The sequence below is a fragment of the Phenylobacterium sp. genome (genome assembly GCF_036963605.1).
GTDB lineage: Bacteria > Pseudomonadota > Alphaproteobacteria > Caulobacterales > Caulobacteraceae > Phenylobacterium.
On record NZ_JBALUY010000011.1, the window covers coordinates 36,675 to 50,879 of the forward strand.

Consider the following 14,205-nt stretch of genomic DNA (forward strand, 5'->3'; position numbering starts at 1 on the left):
AGCCGTCCGACCGGGTCATCCCTATAAGGCCAGGGCCCTCGTGGCGGACCGGGAGCGCCCCCGGGCAAGATGCGCGTGGAACGCCAAGTTCAAAATGTCGTCCAGTCCCCTCGCCGCCGTCCCGCTCATCTGTCCCCTCGACGGCCTGGCCCTGAGGCCCGAGGCCGGCTGCCTGCGATGCGCCGCCCATCACGCCTTCGATCTTTCGGCGGCAGGCTACGTGAATCTGCTGCCGGCCCAGCACAAGGCGTCTCGCGAGCCCGGCGACAGCAAGGCCATGGTCAGCGCCCGCCGCCGTGTCCTGGAGGCCGGGTTATTCTCTCCGGTCGCCGATCTGACCGCTGAGGCCGCCCACCAGGCCCTGGTCGGCGTGGATCATCTGCTGCTGGTGGACGCCGGTTGCGGCGAGGGCGACTACACCGCCCGGATCACCCATCAACTCCGCGACGGACGCCGGGATCTGCAGGTCGTCCCGGTCGGCGTCGATATCTCGAAGTGGGCGGTGCTGGCGGCGGCCAAGCGGTATCCGGACATGGCCTGGGTCGTCGCCAGCAACCGGCGCCTGCCGGTGGCGCAGGGTTCCGCGGGTCTGATCTGCAGCCTGTTCGGCTTTCCCATGTGGGCGCCATGGTCAGACCTTCAGGAACCCGGCCAGTTGGTCATCACGGTGGACGCCGGGGCTCGCCACCTGATCGAGTTGCGCGACATCATCTATCCGTCGACCCGTGCCCAGGACCCACCGCGGCCGGAGGCCGCGCGATCGAGCGGCTACGAACTCATCGCCGAAACGCGGGCGTCCTATGTGCGCGAGATCGGCGACTGGCGGGTCTTGGACGACATCCTGGAGATGACGCCCCATGGCCACAAGATTTCGCCGGCCGCCCGAGCGCAGATCCAGGACGTCCCCAGCCTGCGGCTCACCTTTGACGCGATCGTGAGGACGTTCCGTCGTCCGTAGGCGCCACCCCGCCCGTCCAGGGCCGGCCTAGTCCTTCGAGGCCAGCTTGTTGATCTGGGCCTGCATGGCGGCCATCTGTTCCTGCAGGGTCTTGAGCATGTCGGTCTGGCCGCCGCCTTCGCCAGGCGCCGCGGCCTCGCTGCGCGGCGCGGCGTCCTCGGGCTTGGGGGCGTAGGCGAAGGGGGTGAACATCTTCATCGCCCGGTCGAACATGGCCAGGTTCTGGCGGATCTGGTCGTCATAGGCGCCCAGCGGCGTGGCCTGGCCCATCTGGGTGAACTGGGTGCGCATTCGCTCCTGCTGCTGGGCGAAGGTGGCCAGGGACAGCTCCAGATAGCTGGGCAGGAAGGCCTCCATGGAATTGCCATAGAAGCCGATCAGCTGGCGCAGGAACTGAATCGGCAGCAGGCTCTGACCCTGGCTCTCTTCTTCGAAGATGATCTGCGTCAGCACCGTACGGGTGATGTCGTCATTGGTCTTGGCGTCATAGACGACGAAATCCACCCCCTGCTTCACCATCTCGGCCAGGTGCTCGAGGGTGACGTAGGAGGAGGAGGCCGTGTTGTAGAGCCGCCGGTTCGCATACTTCTTGATGACCACGCGGTCGCCGCCAGCTTTTCCACCGGCCGCTTTTCCGCTGCTGTCCTGGGTATCAGCCATCCCGTTTCCTTGATTGTTCGGGCCGCGCCTGGGCGGCGGGTCCGGCTTTGCAGCGCAGTATCGCGGATGCGAGGGAAATCGCAAATCACGCGGCCGCGCGCGCCGCGCTTGCCCAAAGCCCGGCGCGTCCTGATAGATAGCAGCGAAGACAGAGGGAGAAGCTTCCTATGACCGATGTGGTGATCGTCTCGGCCGCCCGCACGCCCGTGGGATCGTTCAACGGCGCCCTGGCCAGCCTGCCAGCCCACGAACTGGGCAAGGTGGCGATCTCGGCGGCGATCAGCCGCGCGGGGCTGACGCCGGCCGACATCGACGAGGTGATCCTGGGCCAGGTGCTACAGGCCGGCGCCGGCCAGGGCCCCGCCCGTCAGGCTTCCATCGGGGCCGGCATTCCGGTGGAGGCCCCGGCCTGGAGCCTGAACCAGCTCTGCGGCTCGGGTCTGCGCGCCGTGGCGCTGGCCGCCCAGCAGGTGGCCGAGGGCGCCTCGAAGATCGTCGTCGCCGGCGGGCAGGAAAGCATGAGCCAGGCGCCGCATGCGGCTCATCTGCGCTCGGGCCAGAAGATGGGCGACCTGAACTTTGTCGACACCATGATCAAGGATGGCCTCTGGGACGCCTTCCACGGCTACCACATGGGCCAGACGGCCGAGAATATCGCCGCCCGCTGGCAGATCACCCGGGGCGACCAGGACAATTTCGCCGTCGCCTCGCAGAACCGCGCCGAGGCCGCGCAGAAGGCCGGCAAGTTCGCCGACGAGATCGCGCCCGTGACCCTCAAGGGCCGCAAGGGCGACACCGTGGTCGATCAGGACGAGTACATCCGCCATGGAGCGACGCTGGAGAGCGTGTCTGGCCTGCGTCCGGCCTTCAACAAGGAGGGCTCGGTCACTGCAGCCAATGCGTCCGGCCTGAATGACGGCGCCGCGGCCCTGGTGGTGATGAGCGCCGAGGAGGCCAAGGCTCGCGGCCTTAAGCCGCTCGCCCGCATCGCCTCCTGGGCTCATGCCGGGGTTGATCCCGAGGTGATGGGCACCGGCCCGATCCCGGCCAGCCGCAAGGCCCTGGAAAAGGCCGGCTGGAGCGTCGACGACCTGGATCTGGTGGAGTCCAACGAGGCCTTCGCCGCTCAGTCCATCTGTGTGGTCCGCGAACTGGGGCTCGACGGGGAGAAGGTCAACGTCAATGGCGGCGCCATCGCCATCGGCCACCCCATCGGCGCCTCGGGCGCGCGGATCCTGACCACCCTGCTCTATGAGATGAAGCGCTCGGGCGCCCGCAAGGGCCTGGCTACCCTCTGCGTCGGCGGCGGCATGGGCGTGGCCATGTGCGTCGAGCAGGTCTAGCCGATACGAACAACCCGCCAGGGGGCGTTCAAGCCCCCGGCTCTTAAAGTACGTCAGGGAAGGAATCTCATGGCCAAGGTGGCGTTCGTCACGGGGGGCACGCGCGGGATCGGCCGGGCGATCTGCCAGAGGCTCAAGGCCGACGGCTTCGAGGTGGCCGCCGGCTATTCCGGCAATGAGGCCGCCGCCGAGGCCTGCGCCCGGGATCTGGGCGTCATGGTGGTCAAGGGCAATGTCGGGGTCTTTGCCGACTGCAAGGCCGCCGTGGACCAGGTGGCCGCCGAGCTCGGACCGGTGGACGTGCTGGTCAACAACGCCGGCATCACCCGCGACGGCTTCTTCCACAAGATGGACTCCGAGCAGTGGTCGGAGGTGATCCGGGTGAACATGGACTCCCTGTTCAACATGACCCGGCAGGTGATCGAGGGCATGCGTGAGCGCGGCTGGGGGCGGATCATCAATATCTCGTCGATCAATGGCCAGAAGGGCCAGATCGGCCAGACCAACTATTCGGCCGCCAAGGCCGGCATGATCGGCTTCACCAAGGCGCTCGCGCTCGAGAACGCCCGCAAGGGCGTCACCGTCAATTGCATCGCCCCGGGCTATATCGACACCGAGATGGTGACCGCCGTGCCCGAGGAGGTGCTGAAGGGCATCATCGGCCAGATTCCCGTGGGCCGACTGGGCCGGGGAGATGAGATCGCCGACATGGTGGCCTTCCTGTCCGGGGAGCACGCCGGCTACGTGACCGGATCGACACTGTCGCTGAACGGCGGTCAGTATATGGCCGGCTGACCAGGCCTCCGTCTCAAAAGCGCCCCAGTCCAACGCCATGTGTGATCGCCCATGATGAGCGCTCGCCCCGTGCTGCCCCTGAGGATTCTCGTCGCAGCGACGTTCGCCGCGGCCGGCGTCGCCATGGCCTTTCCGGCCGTGGCCGCCCCCCTCTCTCTGCGCGAAGGCCTGTTTGGCGAAGGCCGCCACGATGGCCGGCGTTTCTCCGCGCCGCCGGTGGCCCGCTATGTGGTCGAGGACGGCGGCGGATTCATCCTCGATCGCTCCACCCCGCGGCCGATGATGAAGTTCGAGAACAGCGCCGAGGTCTGGGTGCTGCAGCCCCAACCGGCGCCCCGCGGCGACATCATCTACAAGAATGATCTGGGGCAGCCGGTGCTCCGGGCCACCCGTCTCGGGGGGCTGACCGTCTTTACGCCGGATCGACCCTCGGGCGCGCCCGCGGCGTTGGCCGGCGGCTCCAGTCCCTTGCGCCTTCCGGTATTGGGGCCCGAGGCGCTGTTGCAGCGCCTGGCCCAGGCCAGCGCCCGGGCGAGCCGCGCGGCGCGGCGGCTGATCCCCTTCGAGGCCGACGCCTCGCCGGAGACCGCGCCCCTGGTGGCTGATGCGGCCATGGTGGCGGCCGAGGCCGTGGTGCGGATGTCGGCCCAGCCCGGCGGTCGGGCGACCCTCAGCGGCGTCAACAAGGTCACCCTGGTCGAGGGCCGCAGGCCCGGCGCCAGCCTGCGGGCCGGGGTCATCCTGATCACCATCACCCCGGAGGATGGGCTGGCGGGCCGGCCCTCGTCGGAGCGGATCGTCGCCGCGGCCGGCTCGCGCTGATCTCGCCTACCCCTTGAAACTATCCTTGGCCGCCCGCACCGCGGCGAAGGCCTCGTGATCGGCCGCCCCGCGGACCCCCAGGGCCGGCGCCAGCAAGGGCGCGCGCAGGAACGGGTTGGTCTGCTTCTCCACGCCGATGCTGGTGGGCACCGTCGGCTCGCCACGTTCGCGGGCGGCGAAGATGTCCCGGGCCCGGGCGGCCAGGGCCGGATCGGAGTCCACCGACAGGGCGAACCGGGCGTTGGCGGCGGTGTATTCATGGGCGCAGTAGACGGTGGTCTGGTCGGGCAGGGCGGCCAGGCGCTGCAGGCTCGCCCACATCTGGTCGGGCTGGCCCTCGAACATGCGGCCGCACCCCAGGGCGAACAGGGTGTCGCCGACAAAGGCGATGTCGTCGGCGGCGTCGTGATAGGCCACATGGCCCAGGGTGTGGCCACCCACCTCCATCACCGAGAACCGGGTCTCGCCCAGATCGACCGTGTCGCCATCGGTCACCTCCCGGTCCAGGGGGGCGATCTTGCGCACCTCGGCCGGGCCAACGATCTTCGCCCCCGTGGCGGCCTGGATCTCGGCGTTGCCGCCGGCATGGTCGGGATGCCAGTGGGTGTTGAGGATCAGCGCCAGGCGCCAGCCGGTCTTGTCCAGTTCGGCCAGGATCGCCTTGGCGTCCGGCGTGTCGACAGCGGCGGCCAGGCCGGTGGCCTCGTCGCGGATCAGGAAGCCGTAGTTGTCGGAGAGGCAGGGAAACTGGTGGACGGTCAGGGCCATGGCGCGCCTCGTCGGGGTCAGGCGGGGCGACAAGGTCGCGGTCCGCAAACTAGGATAGGGTTCGAGTTCCGATCCTAGTCCCATGGGCCAATGCGTCGAGACATCCTTGAGCTGCGCGCCTTTTACGCCTCCGAGCTGGGGCGGGCCGCCCGCGCCATGATCGGCCGCAAGGTCACCGAAGCCTGGGGTTCGGCCTCGGGACAGGACGTGCTTGGACTTGGCTATGCGACCCCCTTCCTTGGAGGCCTGCGTGATCGCGCCCGCCGCACGGTGGCCGCCATGCCGGCGCAGCAGGGGGTGGAGATATGGCCGAGCGCCACCCGAAACCTGGCCACCCTCGTCGATGAGGAGGCGCTGCCGTTCCAGAACGCTCTGTTTGACCGGATCCTGGTGATCCACGCCATCGAGGAGAGCCCCGATCCCGCCAGCCTCCTGCAGGAGGTCTGGCGCGTCCTGGCGCCATCGGGACGGGTGATCATCGCCGTGGTCGCCCGCGACGGTCTCTGGGCCAACGCCGAAAGCACCCCCTTCGGCCATGGACGGCCCTATAGCCGCCGCCAGCTCGCCGCCCTGCTGCGGGAGGCCGAGCTCGAGCCCGCCGGCTATACCCGCGCCCTCTATGTGCCGCCGGTCTCCTGGATGGCCGGCTCCGCGGAGACCCTTGAGCAGGCCGGCTCGCGGCTCTGGCCGCGCTTTTCCGGGGTGCTGCTGATGGAGGCGGTCAAGCAGACCTACGCCCTCAAGGCCAGGCCCCACAGGGTTCGCATCCGGCAGGCGCGACCGGTGCTTTCGCCGGCGCCGGCCATGCGCCAGGGCGATCCCTCGCAACCTTAACCGCAACCCGGCCGTTTGGGGGAGGCGCCTAAGGCGCAGGCGCCCGTCCTCACAAGGCCCCGATGGTCTTGGAGACGCGGGCGGAACGCCCTAGCTTCAGATTGTCAGTTCGGCATTTCGCCGGCCCCCAGCGGAGACCCGTCGCCATGAAGATGATCGTCGCGGTCATCAAGCCCAGCCGCCTCGATGCGGTGCTCGAAGCCGTTACCGAGGCCGGCGCGTCTGGCCTCACCGTCACGGAGGTGCGCGGCTATGGCCGCCAGCGCGGCAAGACCGAAGTCTATCGCGGGGCCGAGTACGAGGTGAAGCTCCTGCCCAAGGTCAAGCTGGAGATCGCCGTGCCGTCGGACATCGCCGACGCCGTGATCGAGGCGGTGGCCCGCACCGCCAACACCGGCAAGATCGGCGACGGCAAGGTCTTTGTCCTCGATCTGGAGCAGGCCCTTCGCATTCGGACCGGAGACCGGGACGCTGCGGCCATCGCCGGTTAGATCGATGGCGTCGTCAGACTGGAAAGGGCTCCAGGCCTACAGCCCTGAATAGAGGCGAGGTTTCGACTCGCTCCGGAAGATCGGCGTTCTCCCGCGCCGCTTCCTTGCCCCAATTCGCCTTGGCATGGCCCCATTGGGTCCCGACTTCCTCCTCATTTGGGGCTCAATTGCTCTCCAGAGCGCCACTTTGGCGAACCGGGAGGGGATATCATGGACAGGCGTTGGTTGAGCGCGGCTGCCGCTGCGCCGCTTTTGCTTGTGGCGGGCGTCAGTGAGGCTGAGACCACGATCAGCACGGCGGTGACCACACCGGTGACCACGGCCACCGCGGCGTCGGGATCGCCGGATGACCTGACGATCTCCAGCTCTGGTTCGGTCAAGCCTTCGGGTGGAACCGCCGTGACTCTGAACAGCAATAACCGGCTGGCCATCGCCGGCGAGGTGACCATCACCGACGCCAACGACGCCACCGCGGTCCTCATCGAGGGCGGCCGCACCGGCGAGGTGACCCTCTCGGGCACGGTGCAGGTCAACGAAAGCTATGTGGCCGAGGACGCCGACGACGATGGCGACCTTGATGGCCCATTCGCGTCGGGCTCCAACCGCTTCGCCGTGCGCGTGAGCGGGGCCGAACCCTTCCACGGCTCCATCGTCCAGACCGCCGGCGCCATCGCCGTCGAGGGCAATGATTCAGCGGGCATCTATACGCAAAGCGCCGTGGACGGTTCGATCCGCTCGGCCGGCAGCATCAACGTCACCGGCGATCGCAGCTATGGCCTGCACGCCGCCGGGACCGTGGGCGGGGACGTGGTCACCACGGGCGGCCTCACCGCCCAGGGGCTGGGCGCGGTCGGCGTCGCCGTGGACCAGAACGTCGGCGGCCGGTTGGTGCTGGGCTCCACTGTCACCGCCACCGGCTATCGCTATACGAGCCGGCCCAGCGACACGAGCATCCTGGACGCCGATGACCTGCTGCAGGGCGGCCCGGCCGTCCGCGTGCGGGGCAGCGTCCAGGGCGGCGTGCTGGTGGATGCGCCGCCGGCCGACAATGACGCCGAAGAAGACGATGAGGACGGCGACGGCGTCGCCGACGCCTCGGAGTCCACCGGCGTCGTCACTGCCTATGGTTCGGCCGCCGCCATCCAGATCGGCGGGCCCGGCGACATCGTGTTGGGCGCGGTCGGAACCGGCGTCGACGCCTATGGCCTGGTGGTCAAGGGCTCGGCCAATGGCATCGGTCTCTATGACGGCGTCAGCGGCCTGGGCGTCGAGATCGGGGGCCAGGGCGGGCAGGTGAACATCACCAACGGGATCAAGGTCGATGGCCTGATTTCCGGCAGCGCAATCGAGGCCGGCGCGGTGGGCCTTCATTTGAAATCAGGCGCCACGGCTCCGGTCATCGCCAACAGCGGCGTTATCCAGGGCCTGGTCACATCAGAGACCGCCGTCGACGTACGGGCGATCCAGATCGACGCTGGCGCGGCCACAGGCCAGCTGACCAACAACGGCACCATTGCGGCCGTCATCACCGGGGCCAAGGGTTCGGCCACCGCTGTGCTGGACGCCGCAGGGACGCTTGGCCTGGTGGAAAACACCGGCCTGATCCGGGCCGCCATAACGCCCGGCGACGAGACGACCGTCGAAGGGCAGGCCATTGCGCTGGACCTGCGGGCCAACACCGCCGGCGTTACGGTCCGCCAGACCGCCCACAGCGTCGAGACGGTCGTCCCGACGATCACCGGCGACGTCCTGTTCGGCTCAGGCCCGGCGCGCATGGAGCTGCTGGCCGGCCAGATGAACGGCGCCCTGGCGTTTGGGGCCGGGGCTGACGCTCTGGTGGTCGATGGCGGGGCGACCTTCAGCGGCGCCCTTACCGACGCTGGCGGCGGGCTTTCCGTGGCCATCGGCGAGGGTCGGCTGACCGCCACCAATGTTACGACCCTTGGACTCACCACCCTTACGCTCGGCGACCAGTCTGAACTCGTCCTCACCGCCGATCCTGTGGGCGGCGCCAGCACCCGGCTCAATGTGGCGGGCGCGGCGGTCCTGGAGGACGGCGCCAAGGTCGGCCTGCGGTTCACCAGCAAGCTGACTGAACCCACCAGCTTCACCCTGATCCAGGCCGCCGACCTGGACGTGCAGGGCGCGCTGGACGACAGCCTGCTCGCCGACGGCCCCTGGCTCTACAGGACCACCCTGCGGGCTGATGAGACGCAGAACCAGCTGATCGCCGATGTCCGCCGGCGCACCGCCGGCGAAGCGGGCCTCGATGCGGCCCAGGCCAGCGCCTATGATGCGGTGTTCGACGCCTTCGACCGCGAGGACGCGGTTCGCGACGCCCTGTTGTCCAAGACCGATCAGGCCAGCTTCGTCGCCCTCTATGACCAGTTCCTGCCGGACTATTCGGGCGCGCTCTTCCGCGTCTTCGCTTCGGCGAACGAAGCGACCGCCCGGGGCATCGACGAGACCGAGGGCCGCCTTCCCGACGGCCAGCGCCGGGCCTGGGTGCAGGAGATCGGCGTCATCCACCGCCAGGACCTCAGCGGTTCGGCGGGCTTTGACGCCGGCGGTTTCGGCCTGGCGGCCGGTGTCGAGAGCGCCGAGGGCTCCATGGGCTCGTTCGGCGTCCACACCAGCTTCCTGAACGTCTCGGTGGAGGAAAACGGCGCGGCGGCAGCCGAGGACCTCACAGGCTCGGCCCTGTCCGGCGGCGTCTATTGGCGCGCCTCGGCCGGCGCCCTGCAGGCCTCGGCCAGCGCCACCGGCGGCTATGCCTGGCTGCAGGGCGACCGCGCCGTGGTCGACACCGACTCAGGGCTGGTCCGCAACGCCAACTCCGAATGGAATGCGGTGATGGGGGCGGCCCATGCCGGCCTGTCCTGGACCGCCGAGGCCGGCCGCTTCCACGCCCGTCCGATGCTGCAGGTGGACTATTTCTACTTCGGCGAGGACGGCCGCACCGAAAGCGGCGGCGGCGAGGCCATCGATCTGGTGATCGACGAGCGCACGAGCCAGCAACTCTCGGCCTTCGCCGGCGTGGCGCTTGGCGCCACCCTGGGCGATGAGGACTCCATGCTGTGGCGGCCGGAGGTCACGGTGGGCTACCGCGCCCTCACTGGCGATGGGCCGGACGCCACCACGGCCCGGTTCGTCAGCGGCGGCTCCAGCTTCACCCTGGCCGCGCCGGAACTGGACGATGGCGCTGCCGTGGTGCGGCTGGGCGTCCGCGGCATGACCCGCTATTTCGACCTCGCCCTGGAGGGCGGCGGCGAACTGCGCGGCGACCACCAGGCCTATGACGCCCGCCTGACGGCCCGCCTGGCCTTCTAGCCGAACAGATCTCCCGTGGCGGCTGGCTCAGGCGCCGGCGGCCGCGGGCGTTCGCGGGTCAGCAGGAAGAGCGCGGTCTCGGCCCGCCAGTTCTCGATGGGGCGCGAGGGATCGATGCTGCGGGCCGGCTGGCCGCGGCTGACCGCGGCGCAGGCCTCGATGCGCAGGCCAAGCTCGTCGCACAGCGCGGTCAGGTCGCGCAGGGTGCAAAGGTGGATGTTCGGCGTCGACCACCAGGGCTCGGGCAGGGCCTTGGTCTCGGGCATGCGGCCCTGGGTCAGCAGCGCCCAGCGCACCCGCCAGTGGCCGAAGTTCGGCACCGAGACAATGGCCCGGTCGGCGATCCGCAGCAGCTCGGACAGCACGTGGCGTGGTTCGCGCATCTGCTGCAGGGTCTTGGACAGGATGGCGTAGTCGAAGGCCTGGGTCGGAAAGTGGTCCAGGTCGCGGTCGCCGTCCCCCTGGACCGCGGCGATGCCCTTGGCTAGGCAGGCGGCCACGCCGCTGGGGCTGATCTCCAGGCCCTGGCCATCGACGCCCTTTTCCTGGGTCAGCAACTCCAGCAGCTCGCCTTCGCCGCAGCCCACGTCCAGCACCCGGGCGTTGGGGCGCACCAGCCGCAGGATCTCCTTGAAGTCCTCCCGCAGGCCGCTCACGCCAGTCCCCCGCGACTGGCCTGGGATTCGAAGAAGCCGCGCAGGGCGGAGTCCAGCACCGGCTCGTCGAGGAAGAAGGCGTCGTGGCCCTTGTCGGTCTCGATCTCGACAAAGCTCGCCCGGCAGCCGGCGGCGTTCAGGGCGCGGACGATGTCGCGGCTCTCGCCGGTGGAATAGAGCCAGTCCGACGAGAAGGAGAGCACGCAGAAGCGCACGTCGCGGGCGCGGCGGAAGGCCTGGGCCAGCACGCCGTCATAGGCGCCGGCCAGGTCGAAATAGTCCACCGCCCGGGTGATGTAGAGGTAGGAGTTGGCGTCGAACCGGTCGACGAACGAGGCGCCCTGGTAGCGGAGATAGCTCTCCACCTGGAAGTCGGGCGCATCGAAGCCCCAGGACAGGCCGTCCCGCTGCAGCTCGCGGCCGAACTTCCGCTGCAGGGCGGCTTCGGACAGATAGGTGATGTGGGCGGCCATGCGGGCCACGGCCAGGCCCTTTTCGGGGCGGACCCCATGAGCCTCGTAGGCGCCGCCGCGCCAGTCGGGATCAGCCATGATCGCCTGACGGCCGACCTCGTGGAAGGCGATGTTCTGGGCCGAATGCCGGGCGGCCGCGGCGATGCAGACGGCCGAGCGCAGCCGGTGCGGATAGTCGGCCGCCCACTGCAGCACCTGCATGCCGCCCATGGACCCGCCGACGGCGGCGAACAGGGTCTCGATGCCCAGGGCGTCCATCAGCATGGCCTGGGCGCGGACCATGTCGGCGATGGTGATTACCGGAAAGGTCAGCCCATAGGGCTTGCCGGTGGCCGGATCGAGGGACGAGGGACCGGTCGATCCCATGCAGCCGCCGACCACATTGGTGCAGATGATGAAATAGCGATCCGGATCGAGCGGCAGGCCCGGCCCGATCACCCGATTCCACCAGCCGGGCTTGCCGGTGATGGGGTGGATCGAAGCCGCATGCTGGTCGCCGGTCAGGGCGTGACAGACGAGCACCGCGTTGGATCGCTCGGCGTTCAGTCGCCCATAGGTCTTGTAGGCGATCTCCAGGGGCGCCAGCGTGGCGCCGGAGTCGAGGCGTAGGGGGGCGTCGGCCGGCAGGCGCAGGGTCCCGCCGTTGGTTTCGATAGCCGGGCTGGCGATGACCGTCTGGCTCATGCCGCCTTGGACCGCCAAGCTCTGCGACTGTCAACCGCTTCGCGTCCTGGCCAGGTCGCGCTATGGAGCAGGCTTGGGCTTATGGAGTGGGAATGCAGCGGCTGATCCTCTTGCGGCACGGCAAGGCCGAGCGCGAGTCATTGAGCGGGGACGATCACGCGCGTCGGCTGACGCCGCGGGGCCGCCGGGACGCCCTGGAGGCGGGCCAGCGCCTGACCGAGATGGGCTTCACCCCCGACCTCGCCCTGGTGTCCGACGCGGCCCGGACGCGGGAGACCTGGGAGTCGCTGAAGCCGGTCTGTGACGCCTGCCAGGTTCGGTTCGACGGGGACCTGTATCACGCCGAGGCCCAGACCGTGCTCGACCGGGTGCGGGATGTCGCCGGCCAGGCCGGAACCGTGCTGGTGGTCGGTCACAATCCCGGCCTGCATGAACTGGTCCTGCGGCTGCTGATCGAGGGCGGGGCGTCCGGCGACCTGCTGAACACCGCCCGTTCGCGGTTTCCCACCTCGGCCGCAGCGGTCTTCCTGTTCGACGGCCAGGGGCGCCCCGTCTATGACGGCCTGATGATGCCGCCGCGGGGAGGATATGATTGACCCGGATCTATAAGATCCTCCGTCGCGAGGAGTGGGACCAGGCCCGGGCGCTCGGCCAGTTCGAAGGCTCGGCTGTGGATCTGGCCGACGGCTATATCCATTTCTCCACCGCCGCCCAGGCGCAGGAAACCGCCCGGCGGCACTTCGCCGGCCAGGATGACCTGGTGGTGCTGGAGCTGGACACCGATGACCTGGGGCCGGGTGTGAAGTGGGAGCCGTCCCGCGGCGGCGACCTGTTCGCTCACCTCTATGGCAGCTTCGAAACCGCCCTGGTCCTGGCGGTCCATGAAGCGCCCCTGGGCGAAGACGGCGTGCCGACGCTGGGAGTCCTGTCTTGAGCGCCCTGCACACCCTGGCGGCCGCCGCTCTGCGTCAGGTGGATCCAGAAACCGCCCACGGCCTGACCATCCGCGCCCTGCAGATGGGGCTTGGTCCCCGGGCGAGCGGTCCTGAAGACCCGATCCTGGCCATCACCTTCTGTGGCCTGTCCTTGCCCAACTGCGTGGGGCTCGCCGCGGGCTTCGACAAGAACGCCCAGGTCTTCGCGCCGATGCTGGCGGCGGGCTTCGGCTTCGTGGAATGCGGCACGGTCACCCCCCTGGCCCAGGCCGGCAATCCGCGCCCCAGGCTGTTCCGGCTGAGCGAGGACAAGGCGGTGATCAACCGCATGGGCTTCAACAATGAGGGCCTGGACCCCTTCGCCGCCCGCCTCGCGCGCCGCCGCCGTGGGGTGGTCGGGGCCAACATCGGCGCCAACAAGGACTCCGACGACCGGATCGGCGACTATGTGACGGGCCTGCGCCGCCTGTGGGGCCTGGCCTCCTATTTCACCATCAACATCTCCTCGCCCAATACGCCGGGCCTGCGCGCCCTGCAGACCCGCGAGGCGCTTCAGGAACTGCTGGGGCGCTTGGGCGAGGCCCGGGACAGCCTGCCGGCCGAGGGCGCGGCGCCGATGTTCCTGAAGGTGGCGCCCGACCTGGAAGAGGCCGAGATCGCAGCCATCTGCGACGTCGTGGCCGACGCCGGCCTCGACGCCGTGATCGTCTCCAACACCACGATCGGCCGGCCCGCCGACCTGCGCTCGTCCCACCGCGGCGAAGCCGGCGGCCTGTCCGGCGCGCCGCTGCTCACGTCCTCCACCCGGGTGCTGCGCCAGTTCCATGACGCCGCCCAAGGCCGTTTCCCCCTGGCCGGGGCCGGGGGCGTGGCCTCGGGCGCGGACGCCTACGCCAAGATCCGGGCCGGCGCCTGCGTGGTGCAGCTCTACTCCGCCCTGGTCTTCCAGGGGCCGGGCCTGGTGACCCGCATCAAGCGTGATCTGGCCGCCCGCCTGCGGGCTGACGGTTTCACCTCGACGGCCGAGGCGGTCGCCGCAAGCTGAGGCGTTGGAACCCGTACCCCTGCGACCGGGCGATGAGCCGCGTTGCCCAATCGGGCGGCGTGCAGTAACGGACAGGCATGGCGGAGCCCCCCTCGCCACCGGAGCCCTCAGGGCCTGACAGGCGCGGTTTCTTCTGGCCGGGCGGCCTTTCCGCACGCCTGCTCATCCTCACCAGTCTGTTCGTGCTGTTCGGTGGCGCCCTGATCGTGCCGCCGACCCTGGCGGCCTTCGAGGAACAGTGGCTGCTGGACCGGGTGCGGGCCGCCGAACTGGCCTCCCTGGCCACCGAGGTGGCGCCCGACGTGGTGGTCAGCGAGCAGCTCTCCTCCGAACTGCTGGAGGTGGCCGGCGTGGAGTGGGTGGCCATCCAGAGCGATGGGGTCCGCCGCCTCGTCCTGCGGGGCGCCAATA

14 protein-coding genes and 1 pseudogene are annotated in these 14,205 nt (G+C 69.5%); 11 read left to right on the forward strand and 4 right to left on the reverse strand.

What is annotated here, in order from left to right; translation table 11 throughout:
• Nucleotides 1-94: 94 nt before the first annotated feature.
• A complete protein-coding gene (locus V7702_RS03810) occupies nucleotides 95-958 on the forward strand; it encodes a putative RNA methyltransferase (protein WP_335648818.1) in 864 nt (287 codons plus the stop codon).
• 27 nt (nucleotides 959-985) lie between these two features.
• Here the strand turns inward: V7702_RS03810 and phaR are convergent, their stop codons facing one another.
• Nucleotides 986-1,618 (reverse strand): polyhydroxyalkanoate synthesis repressor PhaR, encoded by a 633-nt coding sequence (gene phaR / locus V7702_RS03815; protein ID WP_335648819.1) that lies wholly within the window; start codon nucleotides 1,616-1,618, stop codon nucleotides 986-988.
• Between the two features lie 167 nt (nucleotides 1,619-1,785).
• Between phaR and V7702_RS03820 the strand changes: the two genes are divergently transcribed.
• From V7702_RS03820 to V7702_RS03830, 3 genes are all read left to right on the forward strand, one after another.
• Nucleotides 1,786-2,961: an acetyl-CoA C-acetyltransferase gene (locus V7702_RS03820; protein ID WP_335648820.1), complete on the forward strand. Its 1,176-nt coding sequence runs from the start codon at nucleotides 1,786-1,788 to the stop codon at nucleotides 2,959-2,961.
• Nucleotides 2,962-3,030: 69 nt separating this feature from the next.
• On the forward strand, nucleotides 3,031-3,756 hold the full coding sequence (locus V7702_RS03825) for a beta-ketoacyl-ACP reductase (RefSeq protein WP_335648821.1): 726 nt from the start codon (nucleotides 3,031-3,033) through the stop codon (nucleotides 3,754-3,756).
• Nucleotides 3,757-3,810: 54 nt separating this feature from the next.
• Nucleotides 3,811-4,578, forward strand: a complete 768-nt coding sequence (locus V7702_RS03830; RefSeq protein ID WP_335648822.1) for a DUF4908 domain-containing protein — start codon at nucleotides 3,811-3,813, stop codon at nucleotides 4,576-4,578.
• A gap of 6 nt (nucleotides 4,579-4,584) precedes the next feature.
• Here the strand turns inward: V7702_RS03830 and gloB are convergent, their stop codons facing one another.
• Nucleotides 4,585-5,346: a hydroxyacylglutathione hydrolase gene (gene gloB, locus V7702_RS03835; protein WP_335648823.1), complete on the reverse strand. Its 762-nt coding sequence runs from the start codon at nucleotides 5,344-5,346 to the stop codon at nucleotides 4,585-4,587.
• A gap of 90 nt (nucleotides 5,347-5,436) precedes the next feature.
• Between gloB and V7702_RS03840 the strand changes: the two genes are divergently transcribed.
• From V7702_RS03840 to V7702_RS03850, 3 genes are all read left to right on the forward strand, one after another.
• Nucleotides 5,437-6,180 carry a class I SAM-dependent methyltransferase gene (locus V7702_RS03840; RefSeq protein WP_335648824.1) on the forward strand — a complete coding sequence of 248 codons (744 nt, stop codon included), beginning with the start codon at nucleotides 5,437-5,439 and terminating at the stop codon, nucleotides 6,178-6,180.
• 146 nt (nucleotides 6,181-6,326) lie between these two features.
• Nucleotides 6,327-6,671 carry a P-II family nitrogen regulator gene (locus V7702_RS03845; protein WP_300577982.1) on the forward strand — a complete coding sequence of 115 codons (345 nt, stop codon included), beginning with the start codon at nucleotides 6,327-6,329 and terminating at the stop codon, nucleotides 6,669-6,671.
• A 225-nt stretch (nucleotides 6,672-6,896) separates the two neighbouring features.
• A complete protein-coding gene (locus V7702_RS03850) occupies nucleotides 6,897-10,001 on the forward strand; it encodes an autotransporter outer membrane beta-barrel domain-containing protein (RefSeq protein WP_335648825.1) in 3,105 nt (1,034 codons plus the stop codon).
• Here V7702_RS03850 and metW read toward each other — a convergent pair.
• Together metW and metX are read right to left on the reverse strand one after the other, a co-directional pair.
• A complete protein-coding gene (gene metW / locus V7702_RS03855) occupies nucleotides 9,998-10,657 on the reverse strand; it encodes a methionine biosynthesis protein MetW (protein ID WP_305285733.1) in 660 nt (219 codons plus the stop codon). The two genes, V7702_RS03850 and metW, sit on opposite strands and share 4 nt — an antisense overlap.
• Nucleotides 10,654-11,814, reverse strand: coding sequence for a homoserine O-acetyltransferase MetX (metX, locus tag V7702_RS03860; protein ID WP_335648826.1), 1,161 nt, complete (start codon nucleotides 11,812-11,814; stop codon nucleotides 10,654-10,656). The genes metW and metX overlap by 4 nt, the downstream gene beginning before the upstream one ends.
• A gap of 92 nt (nucleotides 11,815-11,906) precedes the next feature.
• Between metX and V7702_RS03865 the strand changes: the two genes are divergently transcribed.
• The 4 genes and pseudogenes from V7702_RS03865 to V7702_RS03880 form a co-directional block, all read left to right on the forward strand.
• Entirely contained in the window at nucleotides 11,907-12,410 is a 504-nt protein-coding gene (locus tag V7702_RS03865; protein WP_335648827.1) for a SixA phosphatase family protein, read from the forward strand.
• Nucleotides 12,407-12,748: a DUF952 domain-containing protein gene (locus tag V7702_RS03870; RefSeq protein WP_335648828.1), complete on the forward strand. Its 342-nt coding sequence runs from the start codon at nucleotides 12,407-12,409 to the stop codon at nucleotides 12,746-12,748. Before V7702_RS03865 ends, V7702_RS03870 begins: the two co-directional genes overlap by 4 nt.
• Entirely contained in the window at nucleotides 12,745-13,794 is a 1,050-nt protein-coding gene (locus V7702_RS03875) for a quinone-dependent dihydroorotate dehydrogenase (protein ID WP_335648829.1), read from the forward strand. Before V7702_RS03870 ends, V7702_RS03875 begins: the two co-directional genes overlap by 4 nt.
• Before the next feature lie 77 nt (nucleotides 13,795-13,871).
• Nucleotides 13,872-14,205, forward strand: a pseudogene (locus tag V7702_RS03880) (sensor histidine kinase); the annotation flags it as partial.

What these genes read in the sequence shown, in the direction of transcription:
- V7702_RS03810 (WP_335648818.1), top strand. Translation starts at nt 95, where the DNA reads ATGTCGTCCAGTCCCCTCGCCGCCGTCCCGCTCATCTGTCCCCTCGAC.
- phaR (WP_335648819.1), bottom strand. Translation starts at nt 1,618, where the DNA reads ATGGCTGATACCCAGGACAGCAGCGGAAAAGCGGCCGGTGGAAAAGCT.
- V7702_RS03820 (WP_335648820.1), top strand. Translation starts at nt 1,786, where the DNA reads ATGACCGATGTGGTGATCGTCTCGGCCGCCCGCACGCCCGTGGGATCG.
- V7702_RS03825 (WP_335648821.1), top strand. Translation starts at nt 3,031, where the DNA reads ATGGCCAAGGTGGCGTTCGTCACGGGGGGCACGCGCGGGATCGGCCGG.
- V7702_RS03830 (WP_335648822.1), top strand. Translation starts at nt 3,811, where the DNA reads ATGAGCGCTCGCCCCGTGCTGCCCCTGAGGATTCTCGTCGCAGCGACG.
- gloB (WP_335648823.1), bottom strand. Translation starts at nt 5,346, where the DNA reads ATGGCCCTGACCGTCCACCAGTTTCCCTGCCTCTCCGACAACTACGGC.
- V7702_RS03840 (WP_335648824.1), top strand. Translation starts at nt 5,437, where the DNA reads ATGCGTCGAGACATCCTTGAGCTGCGCGCCTTTTACGCCTCCGAGCTG.
- V7702_RS03845 (WP_300577982.1), top strand. Translation starts at nt 6,327, where the DNA reads ATGAAGATGATCGTCGCGGTCATCAAGCCCAGCCGCCTCGATGCGGTG.
- metX (WP_335648826.1), bottom strand. Translation starts at nt 11,814, where the DNA reads ATGAGCCAGACGGTCATCGCCAGCCCGGCTATCGAAACCAACGGCGGG.
- V7702_RS03865 (WP_335648827.1), top strand. Translation starts at nt 11,907, where the DNA reads ATGCAGCGGCTGATCCTCTTGCGGCACGGCAAGGCCGAGCGCGAGTCA.